The sequence below is a fragment of the Kitasatospora sp. NPDC002040 genome, assembly GCF_040296785.1.
In the GTDB taxonomy this organism is placed as follows: Bacteria; Actinomycetota; Actinomycetes; order Streptomycetales; family Streptomycetaceae; genus Kitasatospora.
The window spans coordinates 153,816-177,431 of the sequence record NZ_JBEOXV010000006.1; the positions used below are offsets into that span (position 1 = coordinate 153,816).

General features: G+C 73.8%; 25 protein-coding genes. 15 read left to right on the forward strand and 10 right to left on the reverse strand.

The genetic code is table 11. From position 1 onward, the window contains the following. Position 1: 1 nt before the first annotated feature. Both ligA and ABT118_RS17710 read left to right on the forward strand, forming a co-directional pair. A complete protein-coding gene (ligA, locus tag ABT118_RS17705; protein ID WP_350669451.1) occupies positions 2-2,059 on the forward strand; it encodes an NAD-dependent DNA ligase LigA in 2,058 nt (685 codons plus the stop codon). Between the two features lie 82 nt (positions 2,060-2,141). Then, positions 2,142-2,783, forward strand: coding sequence for a hypothetical protein (locus ABT118_RS17710; protein WP_350669452.1), 642 nt, complete (start codon positions 2,142-2,144; stop codon positions 2,781-2,783). A 54-nt stretch (positions 2,784-2,837) separates the two neighbouring features. Here the strand turns inward: ABT118_RS17710 and ABT118_RS17715 are convergent, their stop codons facing one another. The 5 genes from ABT118_RS17715 to ABT118_RS17735 form a co-directional block, all read right to left on the reverse strand. Then, positions 2,838-4,523 (reverse strand): penicillin-binding transpeptidase domain-containing protein, encoded by a 1,686-nt coding sequence (locus tag ABT118_RS17715; RefSeq protein ID WP_350669453.1) that lies wholly within the window; start codon positions 4,521-4,523, stop codon positions 2,838-2,840. A gap of 78 nt (positions 4,524-4,601) precedes the next feature. Next, complete coding sequence (locus tag ABT118_RS17720) at positions 4,602-5,879, reverse strand: hypothetical protein (RefSeq protein ID WP_350669454.1); 1,278 nt, start codon at positions 5,877-5,879, stop codon at positions 4,602-4,604. Between the two features lie 111 nt (positions 5,880-5,990). Continuing rightward, entirely contained in the window at positions 5,991-6,539 is a 549-nt protein-coding gene (locus ABT118_RS17725; protein WP_350669455.1) for a SigE family RNA polymerase sigma factor, read from the reverse strand. 114 nt (positions 6,540-6,653) lie between these two features. Next, positions 6,654-7,373, reverse strand: a complete 720-nt coding sequence (locus ABT118_RS17730; protein WP_350669456.1) for a response regulator — start codon at positions 7,371-7,373, stop codon at positions 6,654-6,656. Then, positions 7,370-8,527: a sensor histidine kinase gene (locus tag ABT118_RS17735; RefSeq protein WP_350669457.1), complete on the reverse strand. Its 1,158-nt coding sequence runs from the start codon at positions 8,525-8,527 to the stop codon at positions 7,370-7,372. The genes ABT118_RS17730 and ABT118_RS17735 overlap by 4 nt, the downstream gene beginning before the upstream one ends. Positions 8,528-8,639: 112 nt before the next feature. Between ABT118_RS17735 and ABT118_RS17740 the strand changes: the two genes are divergently transcribed. From ABT118_RS17740 to ABT118_RS17750, 3 genes are read left to right on the forward strand one after another with little or no spacing between them, the layout of a single operon-like run. Then, positions 8,640-9,284, forward strand: coding sequence for a DUF2306 domain-containing protein (locus ABT118_RS17740; protein WP_350669458.1), 645 nt, complete (start codon positions 8,640-8,642; stop codon positions 9,282-9,284). Next, positions 9,281-9,916 (forward strand): helix-turn-helix transcriptional regulator, encoded by a 636-nt coding sequence (locus tag ABT118_RS17745; protein ID WP_350669459.1) that lies wholly within the window; start codon positions 9,281-9,283, stop codon positions 9,914-9,916. Before ABT118_RS17740 ends, ABT118_RS17745 begins: the two co-directional genes overlap by 4 nt. Beyond that, a complete protein-coding gene (locus ABT118_RS17750) occupies positions 9,913-11,046 on the forward strand; it encodes an aminotransferase class I/II-fold pyridoxal phosphate-dependent enzyme (protein WP_350669460.1) in 1,134 nt (377 codons plus the stop codon). Before ABT118_RS17745 ends, ABT118_RS17750 begins: the two co-directional genes overlap by 4 nt. Before the next feature lie 72 nt (positions 11,047-11,118). Here ABT118_RS17750 and ABT118_RS17755 read toward each other — a convergent pair whose 3' ends face one another. Then, positions 11,119-12,009, reverse strand: coding sequence for an RICIN domain-containing protein (locus ABT118_RS17755; RefSeq protein WP_350669461.1), 891 nt, complete (start codon positions 12,007-12,009; stop codon positions 11,119-11,121). Positions 12,010-12,128: 119 nt separating this feature from the next. Continuing rightward, positions 12,129-12,767, reverse strand: coding sequence for an AfsR/SARP family transcriptional regulator (locus ABT118_RS17760; RefSeq protein WP_350669462.1), 639 nt, complete (start codon positions 12,765-12,767; stop codon positions 12,129-12,131). A gap of 422 nt (positions 12,768-13,189) precedes the next feature. On the opposite strand from ABT118_RS17760, the gene ABT118_RS17765 reads away from it, so the two are divergent. From ABT118_RS17765 to ABT118_RS17790, 6 genes are all read left to right on the forward strand, one after another. Continuing rightward, positions 13,190-15,442, forward strand: a complete 2,253-nt coding sequence (locus tag ABT118_RS17765) for a cyanobactin maturation protease PatG family protein (protein WP_350669463.1) — start codon at positions 13,190-13,192, stop codon at positions 15,440-15,442. 48 nt (positions 15,443-15,490) lie between these two features. Beyond that, a complete protein-coding gene (locus tag ABT118_RS17770) occupies positions 15,491-15,676 on the forward strand; it encodes a hypothetical protein (RefSeq protein WP_350669464.1) in 186 nt (61 codons plus the stop codon). Between the two features lie 66 nt (positions 15,677-15,742). Beyond that, positions 15,743-15,982, forward strand: coding sequence for a hypothetical protein (locus ABT118_RS17775; RefSeq protein ID WP_350669465.1), 240 nt, complete (start codon positions 15,743-15,745; stop codon positions 15,980-15,982). Positions 15,983-16,042: 60 nt separating this feature from the next. Further along, positions 16,043-16,285 carry a hypothetical protein gene (locus ABT118_RS17780; protein ID WP_350669466.1) on the forward strand — a complete coding sequence of 81 codons (243 nt, stop codon included), beginning with the start codon at positions 16,043-16,045 and terminating at the stop codon, positions 16,283-16,285. A gap of 104 nt (positions 16,286-16,389) precedes the next feature. Beyond that, positions 16,390-16,710 (forward strand): hypothetical protein, encoded by a 321-nt coding sequence (locus tag ABT118_RS17785; RefSeq protein WP_350669467.1) that lies wholly within the window; start codon positions 16,390-16,392, stop codon positions 16,708-16,710. Positions 16,711-16,740: 30 nt separating this feature from the next. After that, positions 16,741-17,850 (forward strand): peptidoglycan-binding domain-containing protein, encoded by a 1,110-nt coding sequence (locus ABT118_RS17790; protein WP_350669468.1) that lies wholly within the window; start codon positions 16,741-16,743, stop codon positions 17,848-17,850. On the opposite strand, the gene ABT118_RS17795 is transcribed toward ABT118_RS17790, so the two are convergent. Beyond that, complete coding sequence (locus ABT118_RS17795; protein WP_350669469.1) at positions 17,847-18,245, reverse strand: cupin domain-containing protein; 399 nt, start codon at positions 18,243-18,245, stop codon at positions 17,847-17,849. The two genes, ABT118_RS17790 and ABT118_RS17795, sit on opposite strands and share 4 nt — an antisense overlap. 53 nt (positions 18,246-18,298) lie before the next feature. Between ABT118_RS17795 and ABT118_RS17800 the strand changes: the two genes are divergently transcribed. Next, positions 18,299-19,297, forward strand: coding sequence for a GlxA family transcriptional regulator (locus ABT118_RS17800; protein ID WP_350669470.1), 999 nt, complete (start codon positions 18,299-18,301; stop codon positions 19,295-19,297). 42 nt (positions 19,298-19,339) lie between these two features. Here the strand turns inward: ABT118_RS17800 and ABT118_RS17805 are convergent, their stop codons facing one another. After that, a complete protein-coding gene (locus ABT118_RS17805) occupies positions 19,340-19,549 on the reverse strand; it encodes a hypothetical protein (protein WP_350669471.1) in 210 nt (69 codons plus the stop codon). Between the two features lie 201 nt (positions 19,550-19,750). Between ABT118_RS17805 and ABT118_RS17810 the strand changes: the two genes are divergently transcribed. The 3 genes from ABT118_RS17810 to ABT118_RS17820 are packed head-to-tail and all read left to right on the forward strand — an operon-like array spanning position 19,751 to position 22,266. Next, positions 19,751-20,029 carry a polyprenyl synthetase gene (locus ABT118_RS17810; RefSeq protein ID WP_350669472.1) on the forward strand — a complete coding sequence of 93 codons (279 nt, stop codon included), beginning with the start codon at positions 19,751-19,753 and terminating at the stop codon, positions 20,027-20,029. Beyond that, complete coding sequence (locus tag ABT118_RS17815) at positions 20,022-21,065, forward strand: polyprenyl synthetase family protein (RefSeq protein WP_350669473.1); 1,044 nt, start codon at positions 20,022-20,024, stop codon at positions 21,063-21,065. The genes ABT118_RS17810 and ABT118_RS17815 overlap by 8 nt, the downstream gene beginning before the upstream one ends. Before the next feature lie 19 nt (positions 21,066-21,084). Beyond that, positions 21,085-22,266 carry an oxygenase MpaB family protein gene (locus ABT118_RS17820; RefSeq protein ID WP_350669474.1) on the forward strand — a complete coding sequence of 394 codons (1,182 nt, stop codon included), beginning with the start codon at positions 21,085-21,087 and terminating at the stop codon, positions 22,264-22,266. A gap of 6 nt (positions 22,267-22,272) precedes the next feature. Here ABT118_RS17820 and ABT118_RS17825 read toward each other — a convergent pair whose 3' ends face one another. Continuing rightward, positions 22,273-23,475, reverse strand: a complete 1,203-nt coding sequence (locus ABT118_RS17825) for an FUSC family protein (RefSeq protein WP_350669475.1) — start codon at positions 23,473-23,475, stop codon at positions 22,273-22,275. Positions 23,476-23,616: the final 141 nt, after the last annotated feature.

Genomic DNA, 23,616 nt, shown 5'->3' on the forward strand with positions numbered 1-23,616 from the left:
CATGAAGGACGCAGCCGCTCTGGCCTCTCTCGCCGCCTATTCCGACGCCGTGACCACCGCCGTTCAAGCGGCCGCGGCCTACTACGACGACGGCACCACGCCGCTCGGCGACGACGAGTACGACGCCCTGGTGCGCGCCATCGAGGCGTACGAACTCGCCCATCCGGACGAGGTCCTGGAGCACTCGCCGACCGGCAAGGTGGCGGGCGGCGCGGTCGAGGGCGACGTCCCGCACTCGGTCCCGATGCTCTCGCTGGACAACGTCTTCTCGGCCGAGGAGTTCGCCGCCTGGGCGGCCGGTCTGGAGCGCCGGCTGGGCCGCCCGGTGGACGGCTGGTGCGTCGAGCCGAAGCTGGACGGCCTCGCGGTGGCGGCCCGCTACCGGGCCGGCCGGCTGGTCCAGCTGCTCACCCGGGGCGACGGCCTCTCGGGCGAGGACATCACCCACTCCGCCGACGCGGTGCTCGGCCTGCCGGCCACCCTGACCGAGCCGGTGGACCTGGAGCTGCGCGGTGAAGTCCTGCTGACCCAGCAGCAGTTCGAGCACGCCAACGAGGTGCGCACCGCCCACGGCGCCGCCCCGTTCGCCCATCCGCGCAGCGGCGCGGCGGGCACCCTGCGGGCCAAGGACCGCCCCTACCGGGTCGAGCTCACCCTGTTCGCGTACGGCGCGGTCGGCTTCGAGGAGCTCGGCCACACCGAGGTGCTGGCCCGGCTCGCCGAGCTCGGGGCCAACACCGCCGCGAGCACCGCCGCCCACCCGCAGCACTGCGCCACGGTCGAGGAGGTGCAGGCCCGGATCGACGAGATCGCCGCACTGCGGCCGGTGCTGCCGTTCGGCATCGACGGCGTGGTGGTCAAGGCCGACGCCGCCGCCGACCAGCAGCTGGCCGGCTCCGGCTCCCGCGCGCCGCGCTGGGCGGTCGCCCGCAAGCTGCCCGCCCAGCACAAGGTCACCCGCCTGCTGGAGGTGGAGTGGAACGTCGGCCGCACCGGCATCATCGCGCCCCGCGCCGTGCTGGAGCCGGTCGTGATCGACGGCGTCACGGTCACCTACGCCACCCTGCACAACCCGGCCGACATCACCCGGCGCGGGCTGATGATCGGCGACCAGGTCTTCATCTACCGGGCCGGCGACGTGATCCCCCGGGTCGAGGCCCCGCTCACCGACCAGCGCACCGGCGCCGAGCAGCCGATCGCCTTCCCCGAGGTCTGCCCCCGCTGCGGGGACGCCATCGACACCTCCGAGCAGCGCTGGCGCTGCGTCCGGGGCCGGGGCTGCCAGGCGGTCGCCTCGATCCGGTACGCCGCCGCCCGCGACCAGCTCGACATCGAGGGCCTGGGCGGCACCCGCGCCGTCCAGCTGGTCGACTCCGGCCTGGTCGCCGACCTCGCCGACCTGTTCACCCTGACCCGGGATCAGCTGCTCACCCTGGAGCGGATGGGCGACACCAGCGCCGACAACCTCGTGGCCGCACTGGAGGCGGCCCGGCGCCAGCCGCTGAACCGGGTGTTCTGCGCCCTCGGCGTCCGGGGCACCGGCCGCACCATGTCCCGCCGGATCGCCGCCCACTTCGGCAGCATGGCCGCCATCCGCGCCGCCGACGAGGAGGCCCTCGCCGGAGTCCCCGGCATCGGCACCGAGAAGGCCCGCGTGATCGTCGCCGAGCTGACCGAACTCGCGCCGCTGCTGGACAAGTTGATCGCCCAGGACGTCGGCACCGCCGAGACCGAGCCGACCGCACCCGCACCGGCAGCAGCGGCCGCAGCAGCCGGGAGCGCTGCGGAGGACGCCCCGACCGGCCCGCTCGGCGGCCAGGCCGTGGTGGTCACCGGCAGCATGACCGGCGCCCTCGCCGAGCTCTCCCGGAACGAGATGAACGAACTCATCGAGCGTGCCGGCGGCAAGGCCTCCTCCTCCGTCTCCAAGCGCACCACCCTCCTGGTCGCGGGCGAGAAGGCCGGCTCCAAGCGCGCCAAGGCCGAGGAGCTCGGCATCCGGATCATCACCCCGGACGAGTTCGCCGAGCTGGTCGCCGACCAGCTGAGCACCGACTGACGAGCTGCCCACCAGGCCCCGCCCCAGGCCGAGTTGGTACCCTCACCCCCTTCAGCACACTTCGCCGCACGGGGGACGATCAATGAGCCAGCCGCAGTTCAACCCGTACAACCAGGCCCCCATACCCCCGCAGGCACCCCTACCGCAGCAACCGCCCGGGTTCGGCCCCCCGCCCGGCTACCCCGGCCCGGCACCCGGCTACCCCGGCCCGCCGCCGGTGCAGCCCGGTCCGCCGTACCCGTTCCACCCCGCACCGTCGGGGGCGGCGCCGAGGACGGGCAGTTCGGTCGGTGCGTTCTTCCTCGGACTGCTCGGCTCGTTCCTGGTGTCGGCGCTCTACATCGGCGTCGTCGTGGCCACCTACCAACACCAGTCGGAGAACGCCCGGCACACGCTCTACCTGGCGCACGCCCTCATCAACGGCGCGGTGGTCGGCCTGCTTTCGGGCCTGGTGGGCCGGCGCCGCACCGGCGCGCGCATCTGCGCGGCCGTCGTGGCCCCGCTGGGCGCCTTCTTCGGCTACACCAACTCCGTAGTGATGGTCTTCGCCTACAGCGGCGGCTACCACGCGGTCGAGCACATGCTGAAGTTCGTCCCGATCCTCCCGGCCAGATCCTGGTGGGGCAGCCAGTCCGGGTCGGAGTGGGTAGCCGTCCTCGGCCTGCTCCTCGCCGCCGGAACGGCCTGGACGCTCACCTACCTGGTCGGCCGCAGGCGCCGCTGACGGCCCGTGGGGCGGGTAGCCAGGTCGTACCCGCCCCGGACGGGCGGCCGTTTCTCAGTGGTTGTTGCCCAGTTGGAGGAGCTTGGCGGCGGCGGGGGCGGCGGCGTCCGCGCCGTGGCCACCCGCCTGGACCTCGACGGCGACGGCGAGGTCGCCCCGGTAGGCGGTGATCCAGCTGTTGGGGTTCTGCCCGCCGACCTCGGCCGTGCCGGTCTTCGCGGCGGCACCGGGGATGGAGCCGAGCGCCTTGGCTGCGGTCCCGCTCTGCGCGGTGCGTTGCATCATCGACCGCAGCTGGTTCAGGACGGTGGCGCTCAGGGTGCGGGCGGCCCTGGGCTGGGCCTTGCCCGGGACCAGGACCGGCTGGCGGAACGTGCCGCTCTGCACGGTTGCCGACACCGACGCCATGGCCAGGGCGTTGGTCCTGATCCGGCCCTGCCCGACGTAGGCCAGCGCGATCTGCTCGGCGTTGGTCTCCACCGGGATGTCGGTGTCGAACGCCGACAGACCCGTCTTCCAGACCAGCCCCAGACCGAACACGTCCTTCGCCACCGCGGGCAGGCTGCCCGCCTTGAGCCGGGCCTGCGCGGCCTCGATGAAGGCGGTGTTGCAGGACTGCGCGAAGTCGTCCTTGAACGTGTAACCCGGCCGGGCATCGAGGAAGTCGTTGGGCACCAGGCGCCCGCCCGCGTTGGTGTTCTTCGGGCACGGCACCGGCGAGTCGGGCGTCAGACCGGTCTCCAGCAGCGCCGCCGCGGTGACCACCTTCATCGTCGAACCCGGCGCCGTCGCACCCCCGAACGCCCGGTTCTGACCAACCGTCGGATTGTTCGCGAACGCCAGCACATGACCCGTACTCGGCTCGACCGCCACCACCGACGCCGGACCGGCCTGCTCCTTCACCACCGCCTCCGCCACCCGCTGCAGATCCGCATCCAACGTCAACTGCTTCTTCGCCGCGTCCTTGGACGCCGTGATCGTGAACAACGACTCCGGTCTGCCCGAACCACCGGATGCCCCGGTCACCACCACACCGGTGCCGTCAGTGGGCTGCGCACCGTCGTCCGCGAACTCGATCTGGGACAACACGGCTGCCACCGACGGGAATTCGGCCACCGGACGGCCCTTGCGGTCCACCACCTGGGACGGCGCGGAGGAGGACACCGGCCGGATCGCCAGCGCCATGCCCGGCCCCAACCGGGGGTGCACCACCGTCGGATCCCAGTGCACCACCACTCCGCCGTCACCGGTCTTCACCATCGCGACCGCACTCTCGTACTGCCACACCCGAACCGCCCCCGGCAACCCCACCTCGGCCAGGAAGGCCACCGGCACCCCGCGCGGAGCAGCAACAGCGATAGACGGGGAAGGGGACGGGCCGACCGGCGCCACCACCGGTGCGGCGCCGGTCGGGGTCAGTGTCAGCGCCGTCGGAGTCAGCGCCGTCCGAAAGGCCGTCAGCGCCGCCACCGCCGCGTCCGGACGGTCCGTCAACCGCCCGGCCTCCTCGAAGTCGCCCTTGGCCCAGGCCGCCAGGAACGCCTTCGCACCCGCCGCAGCCGCCTCCGCCGACGGCGGCTCCGCCACCACGCTCTGCCCGGTCGGCTTCGCCGCCCCGCCCGAAGCCGTCCTGGCAGGCTCCTTGCCGCCGTCGCTCACCAGGGCGTACGCCGCGTACCCACCGCCCGCGAACATGGCCACCGTGACCGCCGCGACACCGATCCTCGCACCAGCGTGCATGTCTGCCCCACCCTCAATCTGTCGATACGTCAACCATCACCGGCCCCGGTCCCCCCGGGGGTCACACCAGGTCAGCCGTCAGCCGTCAGCCGTCGTCCAGGCCGGGCTGAGCGCGATCGCCCTCATCTGCTCGACGGTGAGCACCGGTGCCTGCCGGGTCGCCAGTTCCGTCACCGCTCCGCTGTTGTACGCCGACACCACGACCCGGATCCCGTCCCGGCGCACCGCCTCCACCCGCCGGTGGCGAGGGTTGGTGCCCTCCTCGGTCTCCCAGAGCCAGGAACCGTCCGCGAGAGTCCGCCAGCCGGGCGGCCGGTCCTGCTCCCGGAGGGTCCCGGGGTCGGGCCAGTGCTGCAGGCCGATCTCCACCAGGCTCGCCCCCGCTCCGTCGTCGACGGTGAAGTGGGCCTCGCCGGAGCCGCCCGGGTCGGCGTGGGCGGGCACCAGGCCGGCCGGGAGGAGCTTCGACGCGATCAGGACGATCTGCCCGCTCGGGAGCCGGCTCGCACTCACCTCCCCCCGGGCCGGCGGCAGCACCGCCACGATCGGGTCCCAGGCCCGCGAGGTCACCGCGGCGGTCAGCTGATCGGCCGTCAGCGGCGGCGCCGGGCGGCTGACCGGCTCGCCCTTGCTCGCCGGGGCGTTCCACTCGGTGAGCTCGATCAGCCGGCCGTCCGGGCCGGACAGGACGGCCGACCAGAGTTTGGTGTCCGCCCGGCCGTCGGGGAACTCCAGCCCCTGGAACACGGTCAGCACCGAACCGTCGGCGAGCGTGCTGGTCCGGCAGCCCTCGGCGGACCCGCCGCTCCGGGTGACGCACAGTTGCTGGGCTGCGGCCGCCGTCCGCGGGGCGCGTCGCGTCACGGACACCGACACCGCCGAGACCCCCCTGCCGTCGTCGAAGCGCAGGCTGACCATGGCTCCGTCGATCTCGATGTCCTGGTCCTCCAGACCCTCCACCCCGCTGAAGGTCCCGGTCGGCAGGCTGGCTCGCAGAGCCGTCAGCACGCGCTCGGTCGGCACCAGTACCGGCCCGGAGGTCCGGGTCGAGCTCGGCGCGGCCGACCTCGTTCCGGACGGGTTCGGGGGTACCGGCGCCTCCGAGGAGATGGCCGGACCGGTCGAGACGGCCGGGCCGCCCAGCGCCACCAGGTAGACGCTCCCGCCGACCAGGGCCAGCGCGAGTGCGGTGCCGAGGGCCGTACCGGCGCGGCGGCGCCGCCAGGCCCGGCGGCCGCGTTCCAGACCGACCGCGTCCAGCCGTGCGGTCTCGGTGCGGAACGTCGCCCCGACCCGGGTCAGGGCGGACGCCAGCTCGGCTTCGAACTCCTGGTCGCTCTTCTGGTCACTGGACACGCGGAGACCTCGTCATCGTCGTCGTGCTCATCGTCGTCGTGGGGCTCGTTGTCGTGGGGCTCGTTGTCGTGGGGCTCGTCGTTGTGGGGCCGGCCGGGGCGGCATCGGCGGTCAGCGGGGCGCCGACTCGGCGAGCGAGTCGCCGAGTTGGGCCCGCAGTCTGGCCAGCGCCCGGGTGGTCCTGGTCCGGACCGCGCCCGGGCTGCACTGCATCACCTCGGCGGTCTCCTCGATGCTCCGGTCCTCCCAGTGCCGCAGCACCAGCACCGCGCGGTCCTTCGGGCCGAGCTGCGCCAGCGCGTGCAGCAGGGTCAGGCGCAGGGCGCTGTCGTCGTCCGGCGCGCCGCCGCCCTCCGGCAGTTCCCCGATCGGCAGCTCCCCGCTGGAGCGGCGCTTCCGGTGGGCCAGGAAGGTGCGCACCAGCACCCGGTACGCGTACGCACCGGGGTCCTCGATCCGGGAACGCCCGGTCAGCCAGGAGTTCTGCCGGCGCCAGATGGTGTACATCCGGGCCAGCGTGTCCTGGACCAGGTCCTCCGCGAGATGGGTGTCACCACCCGTCAGCAGGCACGCCGAACGGTACAACTGTGCCGTGCGACCGGCCGTCAGCTCCAGGAACCCGGCGTCCCTGACCTCTGCGGCGGCACGACTGCCTGCCATCTTCCACTCCCCCCGGCGTCCCTACATGCCTAATGAGGGGTCGGGCGAGCCCGGACGTTACACACGAGTTTTCGAACCCCTCGGACCCGCCATCGCGGCCACCTTACGGAGCCCTCAGTACCCGGCCGGGTCGGGCGTCGCCATCAGCCCGCTGCGGTGGGCGATGGCGACCGCCTGGGCGCGGTCGCGGGCGCCGGTCTTGGTGAGCACCCGCTTCACGTGGGTCTTGACCGTGGACTCGGCGAGCACCAGCCGGCCGGCGATCTCCGCGTTCGAGCAGCCCTCGGCGGCCAGCCGCAGCACCTGCCGCTCCCGGGCGGTCAGCCGCTCCAGCCGCCGGTCGGTCACAGCGGCCGGCGGCCCGTCCGGGTGACGGGTGATCAGGTGGCCGACCAGGTCGCGGGTCACCGCCGGGTCCAGCAGGGCCTGTCCGGCCGCCACCGTCCGGACCGCGTCCACCAGCCGCTCCGGTGAGGCGCGTTTGAGCAGGAAGCCGTCCGCCCCGGCCCGCAGCGCACCCCAGACGTACTCGTCGTGGTGGAAGGTGGTCAGCACCAGGATGCGGACCGGCAGTCCGGCCGCCACGATCCGCCGGGTGGCCTCGATCCCGTCGACCCCGGGCATCCGGACGTCCATCAGGACCACGTCCGGGGCGAGTTCGCGGCAGAGCTCGACGGCACGCAGCCCGTCGGCGGCCTGGCCGACCACCTCGAACCCCGGTTCGGTGCCGAGCACCAGGGCGATCCCGGCGCGCAGCAGGTCGTCGTCCTCGGCCAGCAGGATCCGGACTGCCGACCCGGCAGCGGCCGCCCCGGCAGTAGCCCGCGCGGTCATCCGAGCGGGAGCGTCACGCGCAGCCGGAAGCCGCCCCGTTCACCTCCCTGCTCCGCCACGCTGCCGTGCTCGACCGTGCCGCCGAACATCGCGGCCCGTTCGGCGATCCCCAGCAGCCCCCGGCCGGGGGTGTACCCGCCGGGGGCGCCGCGCCCGCCGTCCCGGACCTCGATCGCGAGCACCTCCGCCTCCCGGCCGACCGTGATCTCGACCGTGTCGGCACGGCCGTGCCGGACCGTGTTGGTCAGTGCCTCCTGGACGATCCGGTACGCCGACAGGTCGACGGTGCGCGGCAGTTGCCGCACCTCCGGGCCGACCCGGGCGGTGACCCGGAGCCCGGCCTGCTCCAGTCGGCCGACCAGCCGGGGCAGATCCGCCAGGCCGGGTTGCAGGCTCGCCCCCTGCCCCGGCCCGTCCTCGCTCCCGCTCCCGTCCCCGTCCGCCGGCCCGCTGAGCCGCAACAGGCCGAGCACCCGGTCGAGTTCGTCCAGCGCCTCCCGGCCGGTGTGCTCCAGCCCCGACAGCAGCTCGCCGCTCTGCACCGGGTCCCGGGGCAGGAGCCGGCGGGCGGCCCCGGCCTGGACCAGCATCAGGTTCAGCGTGTGACCGACCACGTCGTGCAACTCCCGGGCGATCCGGGCCCGTTCCTCCGCCACCACCCGTTGCCGGAGCACCTGCCGGGCGACCGTCCGCTCCTCCTGCCGCCGGGCGGCGGCATAGCCGAGCGCCCAGGTCAGCAGCCAGAGGAAGAGCACCCCGCCCGGCACCGCGAGAGCGCCGAAGTACCCCGCCATGCCTGCCAGTACGACCACCGGGCCGAGCCTGGCCCGGCCCCGGGTGGCGTACCGGCCGAGCGCGTACAGGCCGAGCAGGTTCGCGTACGGCGACAGCGGCCCGGGCGGCGTGATCACCTGCGCCTCCACGGCCAGCGCGACCGTCCCCGCCAGGTACGCCGCCAGCGGCGCCCGTCGGCCCAGGGCCAGCGCCCCGGCGACCGCCGCGCTCAGCAGCAGCGCGGGCAACTGCGGTGCGTGGGCCAGCCGTTCGGCCGTCATCGCCAGCAGGAACGCGAGCGCCACCGCACCGTCGCGCACGGGCGCGGCCGGCATCCGCACCGCGCTGCCGGGGGCGATCCATCTGGTCAGGGCCGTCATGGCCGGTACGGTAGCCCGCCGCCGGGCCCGGGCACATCGCCCTGTGGGGGTACCCCGGCCGACCTCGCCGGGGGGACGTGCCCGGGGGCGCCCGCCGCCTACCGTCCGCAGCATGAACCCATCCGTCCTGCTCCGCCGTTCGGGCTGGATCACGGTCACCGTCCTGGCCACCGCGATCGCCCTGCTCTCGGCCCGCTACCTGACCCTCGACCCGGAGACCTTCCTGGAGGAGCAGCGCGCCACCTACCTCGCCTCGCTCGCCCCGCTCACCCTCCATGTCGGCGGCGCCGTGCTGGCGCTGGCCCTGGGCCCGTGGCAGTTCCTGCCCCGGCTGCGGCTGCGGTGGCCCCGGGTGCACCGCCTCCTCGGCCGGGTCTACCTGGCCGGCGCGGTGGCGACGGCGGCCGGCGGGCTGCTGCTGGTGCCGAAGGGGCTGTTCGGCCCGATCGCCCCGGCCGGGTTCGCCGCCCTCGCCGTCGGGGTGCTGGCCACCTCCACGGCGGCGTTCGCCGCGATCCGGCGGCGCCGGGTGGCCCGGCACCAGGTCTGGATGATCCGCTCCTACGCACTGATCTTCACCGGGGTCACCTTCCGGCTCTGGCTGATCGTCTGCTCGGCCGCCGGGGTCCCGTTCGAGCAGGCGTACACCAGCGGCGCCTGGGCGGCCTGGCTGGTCAACCTGCTGGTGGCCGAGCAGGTGATCGCCCGGCGCGCCACTGGACCATCCGTCCGATCTGGACGTACAGTCCAGCCATGACGAAAGCACCGGAGGACCCGCGGGTACGGCTCTGGGGCCCGGTCTGCCAGGCCGTCGCCCTGCTGCTCGGCCCGTACGCCGAGGTGGTGCTGCACGATCCGGACACCGACCGGGTGCTGGCGATCTGGCACCCGATGACCGGCCGCCGGGCCGGCGACGCGTCCCTGCTCGGCGAGCTGGACGCGCTCGACCCGGCCGCGAACGACGTCTACGGGCCGTACGAGAAGCTGCTCGCGGACGGGCGGCGGCTCTCCTCGGTCAGCGCGGTGCTCCGGGACGAGGACGGCCGGGCGGCGGCCGTGCTCTGCGTCAACCTCGACCGCACCCCGCTGGAGCGGGCCGCCGCCGTGCTGTCCGCCTTCGGCGCGCCGACCGTGCAGCGGCCGGAGCAGCTGTTCGAGCAGGACTGGACCGAGCGGATCCAGCACGTGGTCGGTGCCCACGTGCGCGAGCACGGCCGCCCGGTCGAACGGTTCACCAGGCCGGACCGGCTGGCCGTGCTCGGCGAGCTGGACCGGGCCGGGGTGTTCGCCGTCCGCCGGGCCGCACCCGTCGTCGCCGAGGCGCTGCGGGTCTCCCGCTCCACCGTCTACGCCCTGCTGACCGAGCTGAAGAGAGACCCCGCGCCATGACCCGCCTGCCCGACTTCCGGCTCGAAACGTACTTCTCCCGCTGGGAGTTCACCGCCCGGCACCACCTGACCGCCTCCGACGTCCAGACCATGACCATGGCCGAACTGCTGGCGCTCGCCGACCCGGCGGACCGGGAAGCCTTCGAGCAGCTCCCGCTCGGCTACACCGAGACCTTCGGCGACCCGGCGCTGCGCGCGGCGATCGCCGCGACGTACGACGTGGCCGGCCCGGACGACGTGATCTGCTTCGCCGGGGCCGAGGAGGCGCTCTACCTGGCGATGAACGTGCTGCTCGGCCCGGACGACCACGCCGTCGTGGTGACCCCGAACTACCAGGCCGCCGAGACCGTGCCGCTCGCGCTCTGCGAGGTCACCGGTGTCGCCCTGGACCCGGACCGGGACTGGGAGTTGGACCTCGACCTGGTCCGGGCCGCGCTGCGCCCGAACACCCGGGTGGTGTCGGTCAACTTCCCCAACAACCCGACCGGGAAGCTGATCGACGCCGCCGGGTTCGCCGCGCTGGCGCAGCTCTGCGACGACCGCGGCATCCACCTGTTCAGCGACGAGGTCTACCGGGGCCTGGAGCGCGACCCGGCCCGCACCCTGCCGCAGGCCGCCGACCTCTCCCCGCGCGCCCTCTCGCTGAACGTCACCTCCAAGTCGCTCGGCCTGCCCGGCCTGCGGATCGGCTGGATCACCTGCCGCGACCGGGAGTTGCGCTCCCGGCTGGAGCGGGCCAAGCACTACACCACCATCTGCAACGCGGCCCCCAGCGAGGTGCTGGCCCGGATCGCCCTCAAGGCCCGCGCCACCATCCTCGACCGCAACCGGGCCCTGATCGCGGCCAACCTGCCGGTCTTCGACGCCTTCTTCGCGCGCTTCCCCGAGCTCTTCGACTGGCAGGCGCCGGACGGCGGTTGCGTCGCCTACCCGCGCTACCTGGGCGCCGACGGCGTGGAGTCCTTCTGCGCCCGCCTGGTCGAGGAGGCCGGGGTGCTGCTGCTCCCGGCCTCCGTCTACCGCTCCGAACTGACCCCCACCCCCACCGACCGGTTCCGGATCGGCATCGGCCGCCGCGACCCGGAGGCGGGCCTCACCGCCCTGGCGGACTGGCTCACCGCCGGGCGGTGAGCAGCGGCAGGCCTCGGCGCGGGTTCGCCGGGCGCCCAAGGCCCGGTCCTGGTCAGAGCCAGTCAGAGCTGGTCAGGGCGCCGTCGTCGGTGCTGACCCGGTCGAGGAGAACGGCAGGGAGGCGGCGCGGTCCACCCCGGCCGGCGGGACGTAGTGGACGTCGACCTCGTCGGCGTCGACGTAGCGGGCCGGCTCCCCGGGCAGCCGGTGGAAGACCTTGCGCGCCGAGCCCGGGTGCTCGTAGTCGTCGGTGTACGTGAGCAGGCCGCCCTCCTGGTCGGCTTCGAACCAACCGCCCTGGGAGTGCCCGTCGAAGTCGAAGGCCTCGATCAGCGTTCCGGGCGCGAGGGCCGGCCCTGGCACCTCCCGGAAGACGGTCTCCCCGAAGATGTCCTCGATGATCCGCCCGTACTTCTCGAACCGGTGCGCCGCCACCCGGACCCGTCCCGTCCCAACGGCCAGGCCGGCCGCCCCCGGTGCGGGTGCGGTCCCCGGCTGCGGCGGTGCGACGGCCACCGGCACCCAAGCGGTGCACGACCGGTCCTCCGCGCCGACGGTGTCCTCCAGGACCAGCGGCCCGCCCACCGGGCCGGCCAGGCCCAGGAGTCGGCCGGCCTGGTCGTTGATCGCCAGCAACCGCCCGGTGTCGCGCTGGACGAAGGCCCGCCAGGCCTGCCGCCAGTACGAGGAACCGCCCCCGGTGTCAGGGAACTCGGGCCGCAGCACGACGGCCGCCCCGGCGTCCGTCCCCTCGACGGTCAGGTAGAGGCCGGTGGCGGCATGCCGGATCCGCACGTGCACGGCCCTGAACCGCTCGGCCACCCACTGCTCACCCGCTCCCCCCGTCTCCCGCCCCACCAGCACGGGCGTCCCCGGCGGACTGTCGGCGGCGGCCGACGCCACCCGGCCCCGACTCCGGTGGAGGTGCAGCACGAACGGCCCGGCAGGCCAGTCGACCAGCATCCTGACAACAACCTTCCCACGTAGACAAAGTAACGCTCCGTCACTCCATCGTCGCCTGCCGGATGCGATCACGCCAGAGCGCCCCGACGACCCGACCGCCCGAGGACCCGACGACCGGGCTAACTGTGCATCAGGTCCTGCACCAGCCGGGCCATCCGGGGCGACGGGGCGACGTTGAGCTCCCGCTGCAGCAGCGTCCGGTACTGCTGGTAGCACTTGAGCGCGCTGGCGAGGTTCCCCTCGGCGATGTGCACCTCGATCACGATCCGGTGGGCCGTCTCCCGGATCGGGTCGATCGAGACGGCGGTGAGGGCGGTCTCCAGCGCGGCGAGGTACTGCTCGGCCCGGTTCAGCTGGTGGGCCAGGGACTCCAGGGCGTGCAGGCGCATCTGGTCCCAGCGTTCGCGCTCCAGCAGCAGCCAGTCCTCGGACCAGCCCGGCAGCAGTTCCCCGCCGAGCTCCTCGACCAGTTCGCCGCAGCTCGCGGGCAGCGGGTCGAGCCCGGCCAGCACCTGCTCGGCCGAGCACCAGGCGGCGTGCAGGTCGACCCGGATGCCGGGGGCCAGCCGGAGCCGCTGGCCGGCGCTCTCGATCGCCGTGCCGTCCCCCAGCCGCCGCCCCTGGCACAGTGCCGAGCGCAGGTTGGCCGCCGCGCGCCAGCTGGTGCAGTCCGGCCAGAGCTGCTCGGCCGCCGTGATCCGCTGGGCGCCGCTGTCGCCCTGTAACGCGAGGAAGGCCAGCAGGTGCTGCGCACCCACCGGGAGGGGCACCCTGGTCCCGGCGTAGGTGACCTCGAAGCCCCTCAGCAGGTCAAGGCACGCGCCATTCCTCGACACATCCACCACTCTCCCGCCACCGGGAGTTCCGCGCACCTGCTCGCCGCGTCCCGGGCGCGTCGCCGGTCCGTGCCGCAGGCGTCGCGCCGCCGTCCACCGGGCGTCCGGCGAACGTCCCCGACCCCGGGCCCGGCCGGGCACCCCGTCACCCCGGGGAAGCACCCGGCCCGGCCGGCCCACGGCACCGCAACGTCCGACCGACGTTCCCGGAACGCCCGGACGACTTCCCGGCGCCGCCCGGACGGACGGGCGGGGTGGAACGTGGTGCCAACGCCCGCGACTCCCGCACCGCCAACTGCCGGGACACCCGCGGACGGTGACCGCCGAACGGCGAGGAGGACCCCATGGACCCCAGGTCGATCCTGCGGGACCTGCCACCCGCCGCCGAGCTGCTCGGCGACGAGGCGGTCCGGATCGCGGTGCTGGACGGCCCGGTGGACCTCACCCACCCCTGCTTCGCGGGTGCCGACCTGACCAGGCTGGACACCCTGGTCGGCCAGCCGGCCGGTCCGGGGCCGATGTCCCTGCACGGCACCCACGTCGCCAGCCTGCTGTTCGGCTGGCCGGGCAGCCCGGTGGCCGGTGTGGTGCCGCGCTGCCGGGGTCTGCTGCTGCCGGTCTTCACCGACGCGCCGGACGGCCGGGTCCCGCAGCTGGACCTGGCCCGGGCGGTCGAACGGGCGGTCCAGGAGGGGGCGCACATCATCAACATCAGCGGCGGCGAGCGCAGCCAGGACGGCCGGGCGGAGGCCGTGCTGGAGCGGGCGCTGCGGCTCTGCGAGGAGAACGGGGTGCTGGTGGTCGCGGCCGTGGGCAACGACGGGAGCGACTGCGTCCAGGTCCCGGCCGCCCTGCCGTCGGTGCTCGCGGTCGGCGCGGCCGGTCCGGACGGCGAACCGCTGGAGCTCAACAACTGGGGCAGCGCGTACGCCGCCAACGGCGTGCTGGCACCCGGCCTGGACATCCTCGGCGCCGCACCCGGCGGCGGGGTCTCCGCCCTGACCGGCAGCAGCTTCGCGACCCCGCTGGTGACCGGCGCCGCCGCCCTGCTGGTGGCCGCGCAGCTCGCCCGGGGCCGGACCGCCGACCCGCTCGCGGCGGGCCGGGCCGTCCTGGCGACCGCGCGCAGTACGCCGTGCTCGCCCGACGGGTCGCCGGAGTGCCGGCGCCGGCTGACCGGCCGCCTGGACGCAGCGGGCGCGTACGAGCTCATCTCCGGTGCCGGGCAGGCGGGTTCGCCGATCCGGGCCCTCCCGCTCCCCGGGGTCGACGCCGCCGGCGCGCCCTCGCCCGAACCGCTCCCGCCCGCACCGAACGCATCCGCCGTTTCGCCCGCCACCGCTTCGCCCGCCCACGCATCGCACGAGGGAGTCAGCACCATGGACACCGAGAGCGTTCCGACCGCCCCGGCCGCCCCGCCCGCCGCCGTCGCACCCGAGGAGGCGGGCGTCACCGCGTCCGCGCCCTGCCGGTGCCAGGAGGCCGAACCGACGGCTCCGGCCCACCGTGACCCGCCTCCTCCTGAGGCGGCCCCACCGGGCGTCAAACCGTCCTGCGGGTGCGGTGGTTCGGGCGGTCCGCGCCCCTTGGTCTACGCCATCGGGGAGATCGGCGTCGACTTCGGGACCGAGGCCCGCCGGGACACCTTCCGGCAGCAGATGGCCCCCGCGCCCGGGCCCCGGACGGCGGCGGGCGAGGCGACCGAGGTCCCGCCGAACCCGTACGACCCCCGCCAGCTGTACGAGTACCTGCTCTGGAACCCCTGGGCGTCCGACAAGCTGACCTGGACCCTGACCATGGACAGCACCCCGATCTACGCGCTGGAGGCCGAGCCCACGGTCGGCGTGGACTGGAGCACGCCCGTCCTCGACCCGTTCCAGGACCGGGCCGCGCTGGAGCAGGCCGTCTCCCGGCCGGCCGAACTGGCGCAGATGCTGCTGACCCTGGCCGCGCCGCCGGTCTCCACGGTGTACCGGGTGTTCCGGGACGCGTTCGTCGGGCAGTCCCGGCTGAAGGACGACCAGGAGGGGTTCGTGTCCCGGGTCTCGGTGCCGGGCGTGATCACCGACCGCACCGTCCGGCTGTTCTCGGGGCAGCTGGTCCCGGTGGTCGAGGTGAAGAGCCGCGGCCTCTACACCTGGAACGAGACGGCCCTGATCGAGTCGGTGCTCGCGGCGGTGCGCGCCGACACCAAGGACCGCAAGGTCAAGATCGACGACGCGGCGCTGCGCAAGACCGTCCGGGCCTTCCTGGACAAGATCTACTACCAGTTCCGCAACCTCGGCCAGAGCTCGGCCGACCGCGCGCTGAACTACGCGGGCACCAACGCGTTCCTGTTCGGCAGCCAGGTCAGCGAAGGCCTGCTCTCGGCCAAGCACGTCCCCGGACCGGAGGACCGGCTGTACGCGCTGGACTCGATCAGTGTCGCGAAGAGCCCGTACTGCCGGATGGGCTCCGACTGCCAGGACGTCGTCGTCAGGTTCTTCGACCCGGACGACGAGCGGCGCTCGCGGGTCACCTACCTGTTCACCATCGACGTGAGCGACGAGCTCCCGGTCAGCCTGTCGCCGACGCACCAGTTCCTCGGCGACATGTGAGCCCGGGGTACGTCCATCACCACCGAGTACGACCGAGGAGGCCGGTCCATGAACACCACCGGAGCACTGCCGAGGACCACACCCCCACCCCAGGTCCGACCGGTCCGCCGGGACGCCAGGAGCGCACCGGAGGCCCGCCCGGGCGGGTCCGGGGTGGAGGCGGCCAGGTCGCGCTGCGCCGGCCTGCCCGGGCTGGCCCGGCAGATGTGCTACGCCGCCCAGTACGGCGCCTGAGCACCACCGACCCGTGCCGACGGGTGCGTCCCGCCGGCCGCAGAACCGCAAGGAGGACTGATCACCGTGACGATCCATCAGACCCTGAGGAACCCGGCCCCGCTCGGGGCGCCCGCGCTGCACCTGCCCCCGCAGGCCCGGCCGGTCCGGCGGACCGGCGTGGCCGCCGGCGCCGCCCTCGGCACCGCCGCGGGCGTCGAGGCGGCCGGGATCCTGGAGTGGCTGGGCAAGCAGGGCGACAAGTACCTGCCCATCCCGGACATCAACCCGGGCGACATCATCGACTGGATCGGCGGCCTCTTCTGACCGCCCCCGCGCCCACGACCGCCCCCGAACCCACCGTCACCACGATGAGGGAGTCCTCCCATGACGAACGGAACCACTCGACCGGCGGGCGGGGTGCGCCCCACCGCCTTGCAACTGCCCCGACTGGCCCCGCCGGTCGACCGGAGCACGGCCGCGGCGGGTGCGCTCGGCAGCGCGTCCGGCATCGAGGCGGACGGGCTGTTCGACCTCATCAAGAGCGTGCTGCCCAGTGTCCTGCCGGGCGGCCTGCCCGGCGGCCTGCCGAACCCGTTCGGCATTCTCGGCGGCCTGCTCGGGCACTGATCCGCCGACCGCGCCGACGGCGGCCACCCGCTCCGCCGTCGGCGCAGCGACCCGTCCGCATCCCCGGTGCGGTGACCTGCACCTCGACCTGAACAGGGGAAGCCATGCCACGCAACCTGCCGCTGCTGCGGCCGATCGACCGCCGGGAGCCGTACGAGCCCTACCTGGTCGTGACCGGCGACCGGCTCACTCCGGTCCCCGACCCGGTCGCCCCGACCGCGAACGGACCGGTCCAACAGTCGGCGCTGACAAGGACGTTGAAGGCCAGGAAGACACCCGACCCGGTTGCTCCGGCCGGGGGCGCGGCACCCGGCGACGAGGAGCCGGTACGGATCATGGACGGCGTCGGCGGCATGTTCGGCCCGTCCCCGCGCGACCCGAGCCCGTGGCGGGCCACCTGCGGCCCGGTGCGAGGACGACGGTAACCGTCGTCCCGACAGTCAGGAGGTTCTCCCATGCTCCAGTCGGAACTGCTCGGCAGCAGCCCGGACCTGGCCCAGGTGGCCGCCGGGACCCGGAAGATCCGCGAGCCCGAGGCCTCGGACGCGGTGGCCGCCGTCCAACAGGCCCTGGTGACCACCGGTTCGGCCCTGCCGGCCTTCGGCCGGGACGGCAGGTTCGGCGCCGAGACGGGGACGGCGGTCAGCGCCTTCAAGGCCGGCCGCGGGCTCCAGCCCTCCGACCCGGTGGTCGGCGTCGGCACCATCACCCGGCTCGACCTCGAACTCACCTTCCTGGAGGGCCTGGACACGCCCCCGATCCGGACCGACTCCGCCCTGCTGGCCCGCGAACCGTTCACCGCGGGCATCCTCGACAGCCTCCATCCCGACCTGGACATCACCGGCAAGGTGCTCCAGATCCTGGAGCTGGCCGACGAGTTCTGCTTCTCGATGTCGATGGCCGTCCTCGACGCCCCCAAGCTGGCCAGCTTCGTCGGACGCTTCGTCGAGCCGCGCATCACCGCGGACTTCTGCACCCGGACCGGCCCGTGCAGCCCGGTCGACGACTTCTTCGACCTCGCCAACAGCCCGACCCCGTACACCGACTTCCTGCGCACCCACAACCCGGCCGTCCCCGCCGCCGTGATCAGCCAGGTCGGCGCGAGCGTCCGCCCCGACATCCTGAGCCAGCGCCCGGGCCGGGCCGCCGAGTGGTACGAGATCAAACCGCTCTCCCCCTCCGGCGTGACCGACGGCATCGCCAAGGGCGTCAAGCTGCGCTCCAACTACGAAGGCAACGGCTTCCCCTACCGCCCCGGCAAGACCTACACCCCGAGCCCGACCATCCCGCTGCACCAGTTCCTCACCCCCGAGGGCGAGAACCTGGAGCTCGTCATCGAGGCCCGCCGCCTGCTCCCCGGCCTGCTCTTCTACCGCCTCTGCCTGCGCGGCGACTACGTCCGCTTCTTCAACCGGGTCCGCCTCACAGCCGGCCTGCTGGCCATCCTGGCCGCCCTGGCCCCCGAACTCCTGGAGGCCGGCGCGGTCGCCGAGGAGGTGGCGGCCTTCCTCGCCCTGCTCCGCACCATCGCCGCCGGCCTGGGCGTGCTGATCCCGGCGATCTAGTCCAACAGGTGGCCGGTGGTGCTGTCCACGTGGGAGGGGATCTCGTCGTGGCGGTCGCCGGTGGTGGGGGTGCCGGTGGGTTCGAACATCAGGATGGCGGCGCCGGACGGGGCGGCCGGGCGGTGCTCGGTGCCCCGGGGGACGGTGAAGACGGAGCCCTTGGGGAGGACGACGGTGCGTTCGCCGGCGGGCTCGCGGAGGGAGATGTGCAGCTCGCCGTCGAGGACCAGGAAGAACTCGTCGGTGTCGTCGTGGGCGTGCCAGACGTGCTCGCCCTGCACCTTGGCGATCCGGACGTCGTAGTCGTTGACCCGGTTGACGATCCGGGGGCTCCAGAGGGCGTCGAAGGAGGCCAGGGCGGTGGCGAGGGCGATCGGTGCGGTGGTGGTGGTCATGGGGACCATGCTGGCCCGTGGCGGGCGGCCGGCGTGAGTGCTAGGAATTGCACATGCCGCAAGAATCCTCGCACCAGGTCCGGCCCGCGCCGCCCGCACCGCACCGCGTCGTGGTGATCGTGGACCGGAACTCCAACCCCTTCGAACTCGGCTGCGCCACCGAGGTGTTCGGCCTGCGCAGGCCGGAGATCGGGCGCGAGCTGTACGACTTCCGGCTCTGTTCGCCCGAACCGGACACCCTGATGCGGGACGGGTTCTTCACCCTCACCGGGGTGGCGGGGCTGGAGGCCGCCGAGACGGCGGACACCCTGATCGTCCCCAACCGCCCCGACACCGACGTGCCGCGCCGCCCGGCCGTGCTCGACGCCGTCCGGCGGGCGCACGCGCGCGGGGCGCGGCTGGTGGGCTTCTGCAGCGGCGCCTTCACCCTGGCCGAGGCCGGGGTCCTGGACGGCCGGCGGGCCACGGCGCACTGGCAGTGGGCGGATTCGTTCCGGGCCCGGTTCCCGGCCGTCCGGCTGGAGCCGGACGTGCTGTTCGTCGACGACGGCGACATCCTCACCTCGGCCGGGAGCGCCGCCGCGCTGGACCTCGGGCTGCACCTGGTCCGGCGCGACCACGGCGCGGAGATCGCCAACTCGGTCAGCCGCCGGCTGGTCTTCGCGGCCCACCGGGACGGCGGCCAGCGGCAGTTCGTCGAACGACCGGTCCCCGACCTGCCCGACGACTCGCTCGCCCCCGTGCTGGTCTGGGCCCAGGAACGGCTGGACCAGCCGCTCACCGTGGCGGACCTGGCGGCCCGGGCCGCCGTCAGCCCGGCCACCCTGCACCGGCGCTTCCGCACCCAGCTGGGCACCACCCCGCTGGCCTGGCTCACCGCGGAACGCCTCACCCTGGCCCGTCGCCTGATCGAACGCGGCGAGCCCGGCTTCGACGCGGTCGCCCGCCGCAGCGGCCTCGGCTCGGCCACCAACCTGCGGGCACTGCTGCGCCGCGAGACCGGCCTCGGCCCGCAGGCCTACCGCCGCCGCTTCGGCCCCGCCCCGGCCTGAAACAGCCCAGGGCCGACCGGCAGGTGACTCAGAAGGGCGGCCTCAGCCCTGTCGCTCCGGCGTCGAGAAGGTCATCCCCCCGGCCTGCTGCAGCGGCTCCTCGTAGGCGGGCTCGTCGTCGTACTCGACGGCGGGCGGGGACAGGAAGACGGCCCGGTCCACCGGGGCGGGCCGGGGCCCGCCCACCACGGCATCATCGGTGGCGGGTTCGGAGAACACGGGCAGCCCGAGCGGGCGGCGATCGAGGGTCATGATCGCCAGTGTGACAGGCCCACGGCACTCCCCCGAACGCATTTACCCGTCGACCCCGCGCACGGTACCCCGGGCACCTCCGCGCTCCGACGGTCGGACACCGGCGATCACCCCGGAGAGTGACTTCCGGGGAAGATCGCCCGAGTGCTCCGGAGCGCTGGTTAGAGTCCGCACGGAAGCAGTCGACAGAGGGGACTCGGGGTGAGCAACGAGCGCCGTGGGCAAGGCAGTTCGGGCGAGGACCTGGTGTACGCCGTGGCCGGGCTGGCCGATCTGGCCCTGAGCCGGGTGGAGCGCGGGGCGGGGCTGCTGCGCGGGCTGCTGCGCCGGGACGACCTCGGGGAGCTGGCCCGGGAGGGGCACCAGGATCTGAAGGCGCGCGGGGAGCTGGCGCTCAAGCGGCACGCCGTGCCCGAGGCGCACATGGAGCAGCTGGCCAGGATCGCCGCCGCCCGGCTGAGCGGCACCGGCGGTGCATGACGCCCGGGCCTTCCGGGCCAGGGTCGACCGGGTCCTGCACGAGCACGCCCGCGAGGAGACCGCGCAGCTGGTCGCGGTGAGCGAGCAACTGAAGCCGGTGGCCGATCAGTTGACCACCGCCGTGGCGGAGGGCAAGCGCCTGCGGGCGGCGTTCTGCTACTGGGGCTGGCGGGCCGCCGGACAGCCGGACAGCGATGCGGTGGTCCGGGCGGCGGCCGCGATGGAGCTGGTGCACGCGGCCGCCGTGGTGCACGACGACCTGATCGACGAGAGCGCCACCCGCCGGGGCGCGCCGACGGCGCACATCGCGCTGCGGACGGCGATCGGCGAGCCCGGGCGCCGCGAGGCCGGGGGCCGGGCGCTGGCCCTGATGGTCGGCGACCTGCTGCTGTCCTGGGCGGGCCAGCTGTTCACCTCCTGCGGGCTTCCGGGCGCGTACCTGGCCCGGGCGCGGCCGCTCTGGGCGGTGCTGGCCCGGGAGCTGGTGGCCGGGGAGTGCCTGGAGATCCTCGGCACCGGAGCGGCGGCGCGGGCCGAGCGGTCGCTGGAGATCATCCGGTTCAAGACCGCGAAGTACACCGTCGAGCACCCGCTGCAGATCGGCGGCGCCCTGGGCGGCGCCCCCGCCCGCACGCTGGCGGCGTTCAGCGCGTACGGGCTGCCGCTGGGCGAGGCGTTCCAGCTCCGGGACGACCTGCTGGGGGTGTTCGGCGATCCGGCGGTGACCGGGAAGTCCGACCTGGACGACCTGCGGGGCCACAAGCCGACCGTGCTGGTGGCGATCGCGCTGGCCGGGGCCGGGGAGACCGACCGCAAGGAGCTGACCGCCCTGCTCGGCCGTCCCGACCTGGACGCCGCCGACCTGCGGACGGCCCGGGGCGTGATCGAGCGCTCCGGCGCCCGTCGCCGGGTCGAGTCCATGATCGAGGAGCGCGCCTCGGCCGCCCGAACCGCGATCGCGCGGGCCCAGCTCCCCCCGGACGCCGCGCAGGCGCTCGGCGGGCTGGTGTCCGCGCTGGTCGCCCGTGACGCATGACGAACCCGGAGGAACGACCATGGGCGACACGCCAGTGAACCACCACCAGCCGGACGCCCTCCGGCTCCAGGGCGACGAACTCGCCGACGCCACCGTGGCGGAGCTGTTCGCCCGGGGCGAGATGGGGAAGTTCAACACCCTGATGCGCTGGTTCGACCGGTCCGGGCAGGACCTGCCCGACGGCCTGCCGGACGTGGCCAGGGAGTACCTCGCCGCCACCGCCGCCCCGCCGAGCTGGGTGGACTGGGGCGAGATGGAGAAGGCCCGGCTGTTCTTCATCGACAACAACGTGCACATCTCCACCGCGCTCTCGTTCGCCGCGATGCCGGCCTGCTACCTGGTCCCGCACATCGCCCGACTGCTCAGTGCCACCCACTCGTTGGCGTACCCGTCCCGCCGGATGGCTGAGACCGGGCAGTTCACCGTCTACCTGATGCGGCCGGACGCGTTCCAGGCGGACAGCCGGTTCGTACCGGCCGCGCAGAAGGTCCGGCTGCTGCACGCGTCGATCCGCCACCACCTGCGCCGGGAGGGGCGCTGGGACGAGGCCGCGCTGGGGGTGCCGATCTGTCAGGAGGACATGATCGGCGGGCAGATGATGTTCTCGGTCCAGGTCCTGGACGCGCTGCACCGGCTCGGCATCCACATGTCCGTGGAGGGCGCCGAGTCCTACTACTACGCCTGGCGGGTGGTCGGCGCGATGCTCGGCTGCGACCCCGCCTCGGTGCCGGTCGACCTGGCCTCGGCCCGGGACTTCTCCGACCGCTACATGGCCCGGCACATGGGTCCGTCCGCCGAAGGCGCGCTGCTCACCCGGCAGTTGATCGACCTGTACGAGGAGGTCGTCCCCGGCACGCTGTTCGACCCGGTGGTGGCCGCGCTGATCCGCTACCTGATCGGGGACACCTCGGCCGACTGGCTCGACATCCCCCGCTCCTCCACCTGGGACACCGCCGTGAAGACGGCGCCGGTCCTGCTCGGCCTGCTCGAACGGATCGAGGACAGCGGCCCGTTGGGCGAGTGGGTGCTCGACACCTTCGGCCGCTGGGTCACCGAGCTGGAGCTCAGCTCGCTGACCCGGGGCCGGGTCATGCAGTACGCCGTCCCGGAGGAGCTGAAGGGCGAGTACGGCATCAAGTCGGCCCGCCCCCGGACCGACCGGTGGACCCCGGCCCCGGTCTCCGCCGACCTCCGGATCTGAGGGCGGTCACCCCCGGACCAGGCCGCGCAGGCGGTGCAGCGCGGTGAACCGCTCGGCCTTGGCGACGGCGGCGCGGTCCAGCTCCTCCATCAGCCGGCGGGAGCGGTGTTCGAGGTCGAGCTCGTCCAGGATCCGGTCCAGCTCGGCCAGCAGTGAGCCGTGCAACTGCCAGGCCTCCGGATGTAGTTGCACTCGTTCCAGCAGCAGGCGGGCGACGTTCTCCCGGCTGGCCAGGGCGGCGGTCAGCTCGTCGGCCAGCCGCTGCTCGGCGGCTTCGGCGTTGCGGCTGACCTGGGTGGTGACCAGGACCGAGAAGCTGACCAGGGCGCCGCCGATGTGGGCCATCAGCTCCTCCAGCGCGAGCGCGACGTCCGGCGGGAACAGCGCCTCCTCGGCGCTGCGGCGCTTGGCCAGGTCGGTGAACGACCGGGCCATCACCCGGATGACGACCACGCAGATCTCCAGCGTGTCCAGGCCGGTGCGCAGCACCAGCCTGGACAGCAGGCCCTCCGAGATCCGGGGGTTGAGCCGCAGGCTGTCCTCGGCCTGCCGGAGCGCGGCGTCCACGTCGGCGATCGCCTGGTCCAGCTCGCGCGCCTCGTGCAGCCGGGCGGCGGCCCGGTGCACCTCTATCGGGCCGTGCACCTGCTCGGCGAGGCGCAGCAGCAGGTGGCGGGCCCGGCGGGCCAGGTCCTCGATCGACTCGCCGGCCGTGTCGATCCAGACCGGGGGTGCGAACAGCAGGTTGAAGAGCAGGCCGACCCCGGCGCCGATCAGGGTCTCCAGCACCCGGTCCCAGGCCTGGGTGGCGAGCCGGGTGACACCCAGCACCAGCATCGCGCTGATCGCGACCTCGTTGACGAACTCGTCCACCCGGACGAACTGGCCGATCGTCAGGGAGGCCAGGATGATCAGGCCCAGGCTCCACCAGCTCAGGCCCATCACGGCGCTGAAGCCGATCGCGATCAGCACCCCCACCACCACCGAGTTCACCCGGCGGATGCTGGTGGTCAGGGTCGAGTAGACCGTCACCTGCACCACCAGCAGCGCCGTCAGCGGCGCGGTGAGCGGCGCCGGCTCGGTGCTCAGCTGCACCGCGACGGCATAGGCCAGGGTCGCCGCGAGGGTGGCCCGTACGGTCAGGTGGACCACCGGGTCGCGGAGGTACCGGCGTACGTTCCCGATCAGAGTCGCTCGCACATCGGTCATTCTCCCCGTCTACCCCGGGTTCGCCGCGCTCATCCGGATCACTACTTGGAGGATCGACCCTGACCACCACACGGGATGCAACCCCTATGTACTGGTCTGTCCCTGATCAGTCTTCAGGAATCAGGGGAAGTACGGTCCATA

What these genes read in the sequence shown, in the direction of transcription:
- ABT118_RS17735 (WP_350669457.1), bottom strand. Translation starts at nt 8,527, where the DNA reads ATGACGGCCCTGACCAGATGGATCGCCCCCGGCAGCGCGGTGCGGATG.
- ABT118_RS17715 (WP_350669453.1), bottom strand. Translation starts at nt 4,523, where the DNA reads ATGCACGCTGGTGCGAGGATCGGTGTCGCGGCGGTCACGGTGGCCATG.
- ABT118_RS17770 (WP_350669464.1), top strand. Translation starts at nt 15,491, where the DNA reads ATGAACACCACCGGAGCACTGCCGAGGACCACACCCCCACCCCAGGTC.
- ABT118_RS17820 (WP_350669474.1), top strand. Translation starts at nt 21,085, where the DNA reads ATGGGCGACACGCCAGTGAACCACCACCAGCCGGACGCCCTCCGGCTC.
- ABT118_RS17785 (WP_350669467.1), top strand. Translation starts at nt 16,390, where the DNA reads ATGCCACGCAACCTGCCGCTGCTGCGGCCGATCGACCGCCGGGAGCCG.
- ABT118_RS17790 (WP_350669468.1), top strand. Translation starts at nt 16,741, where the DNA reads ATGCTCCAGTCGGAACTGCTCGGCAGCAGCCCGGACCTGGCCCAGGTG.
- ABT118_RS17750 (WP_350669460.1), top strand. Translation starts at nt 9,913, where the DNA reads ATGACCCGCCTGCCCGACTTCCGGCTCGAAACGTACTTCTCCCGCTGG.
- ABT118_RS17740 (WP_350669458.1), top strand. Translation starts at nt 8,640, where the DNA reads ATGAACCCATCCGTCCTGCTCCGCCGTTCGGGCTGGATCACGGTCACC.
- ABT118_RS17795 (WP_350669469.1), bottom strand. Translation starts at nt 18,245, where the DNA reads ATGACCACCACCACCGCACCGATCGCCCTCGCCACCGCCCTGGCCTCC.
- ABT118_RS17725 (WP_350669455.1), bottom strand. Translation starts at nt 6,539, where the DNA reads ATGGCAGGCAGTCGTGCCGCCGCAGAGGTCAGGGACGCCGGGTTCCTG.
- ABT118_RS17780 (WP_350669466.1), top strand. Translation starts at nt 16,043, where the DNA reads ATGACGAACGGAACCACTCGACCGGCGGGCGGGGTGCGCCCCACCGCC.
- ABT118_RS17805 (WP_350669471.1), bottom strand. Translation starts at nt 19,549, where the DNA reads ATGACCCTCGATCGCCGCCCGCTCGGGCTGCCCGTGTTCTCCGAACCC.
- ABT118_RS17710 (WP_350669452.1), top strand. Translation starts at nt 2,142, where the DNA reads ATGAGCCAGCCGCAGTTCAACCCGTACAACCAGGCCCCCATACCCCCG.
- ABT118_RS17765 (WP_350669463.1), top strand. Translation starts at nt 13,190, where the DNA reads ATGGACCCCAGGTCGATCCTGCGGGACCTGCCACCCGCCGCCGAGCTG.
- ABT118_RS17745 (WP_350669459.1), top strand. Translation starts at nt 9,281, where the DNA reads ATGACGAAAGCACCGGAGGACCCGCGGGTACGGCTCTGGGGCCCGGTC.
- ABT118_RS17755 (WP_350669461.1), bottom strand. Translation starts at nt 12,009, where the DNA reads ATGCTGGTCGACTGGCCTGCCGGGCCGTTCGTGCTGCACCTCCACCGG.
- ABT118_RS17800 (WP_350669470.1), top strand. Translation starts at nt 18,299, where the DNA reads ATGCCGCAAGAATCCTCGCACCAGGTCCGGCCCGCGCCGCCCGCACCG.
- ABT118_RS17825 (WP_350669475.1), bottom strand. Translation starts at nt 23,475, where the DNA reads ATGACCGATGTGCGAGCGACTCTGATCGGGAACGTACGCCGGTACCTC.
- ABT118_RS17730 (WP_350669456.1), bottom strand. Translation starts at nt 7,373, where the DNA reads ATGACCGCGCGGGCTACTGCCGGGGCGGCCGCTGCCGGGTCGGCAGTC.
- ligA (WP_350669451.1), top strand. Translation starts at nt 2, where the DNA reads ATGAAGGACGCAGCCGCTCTGGCCTCTCTCGCCGCCTATTCCGACGCC.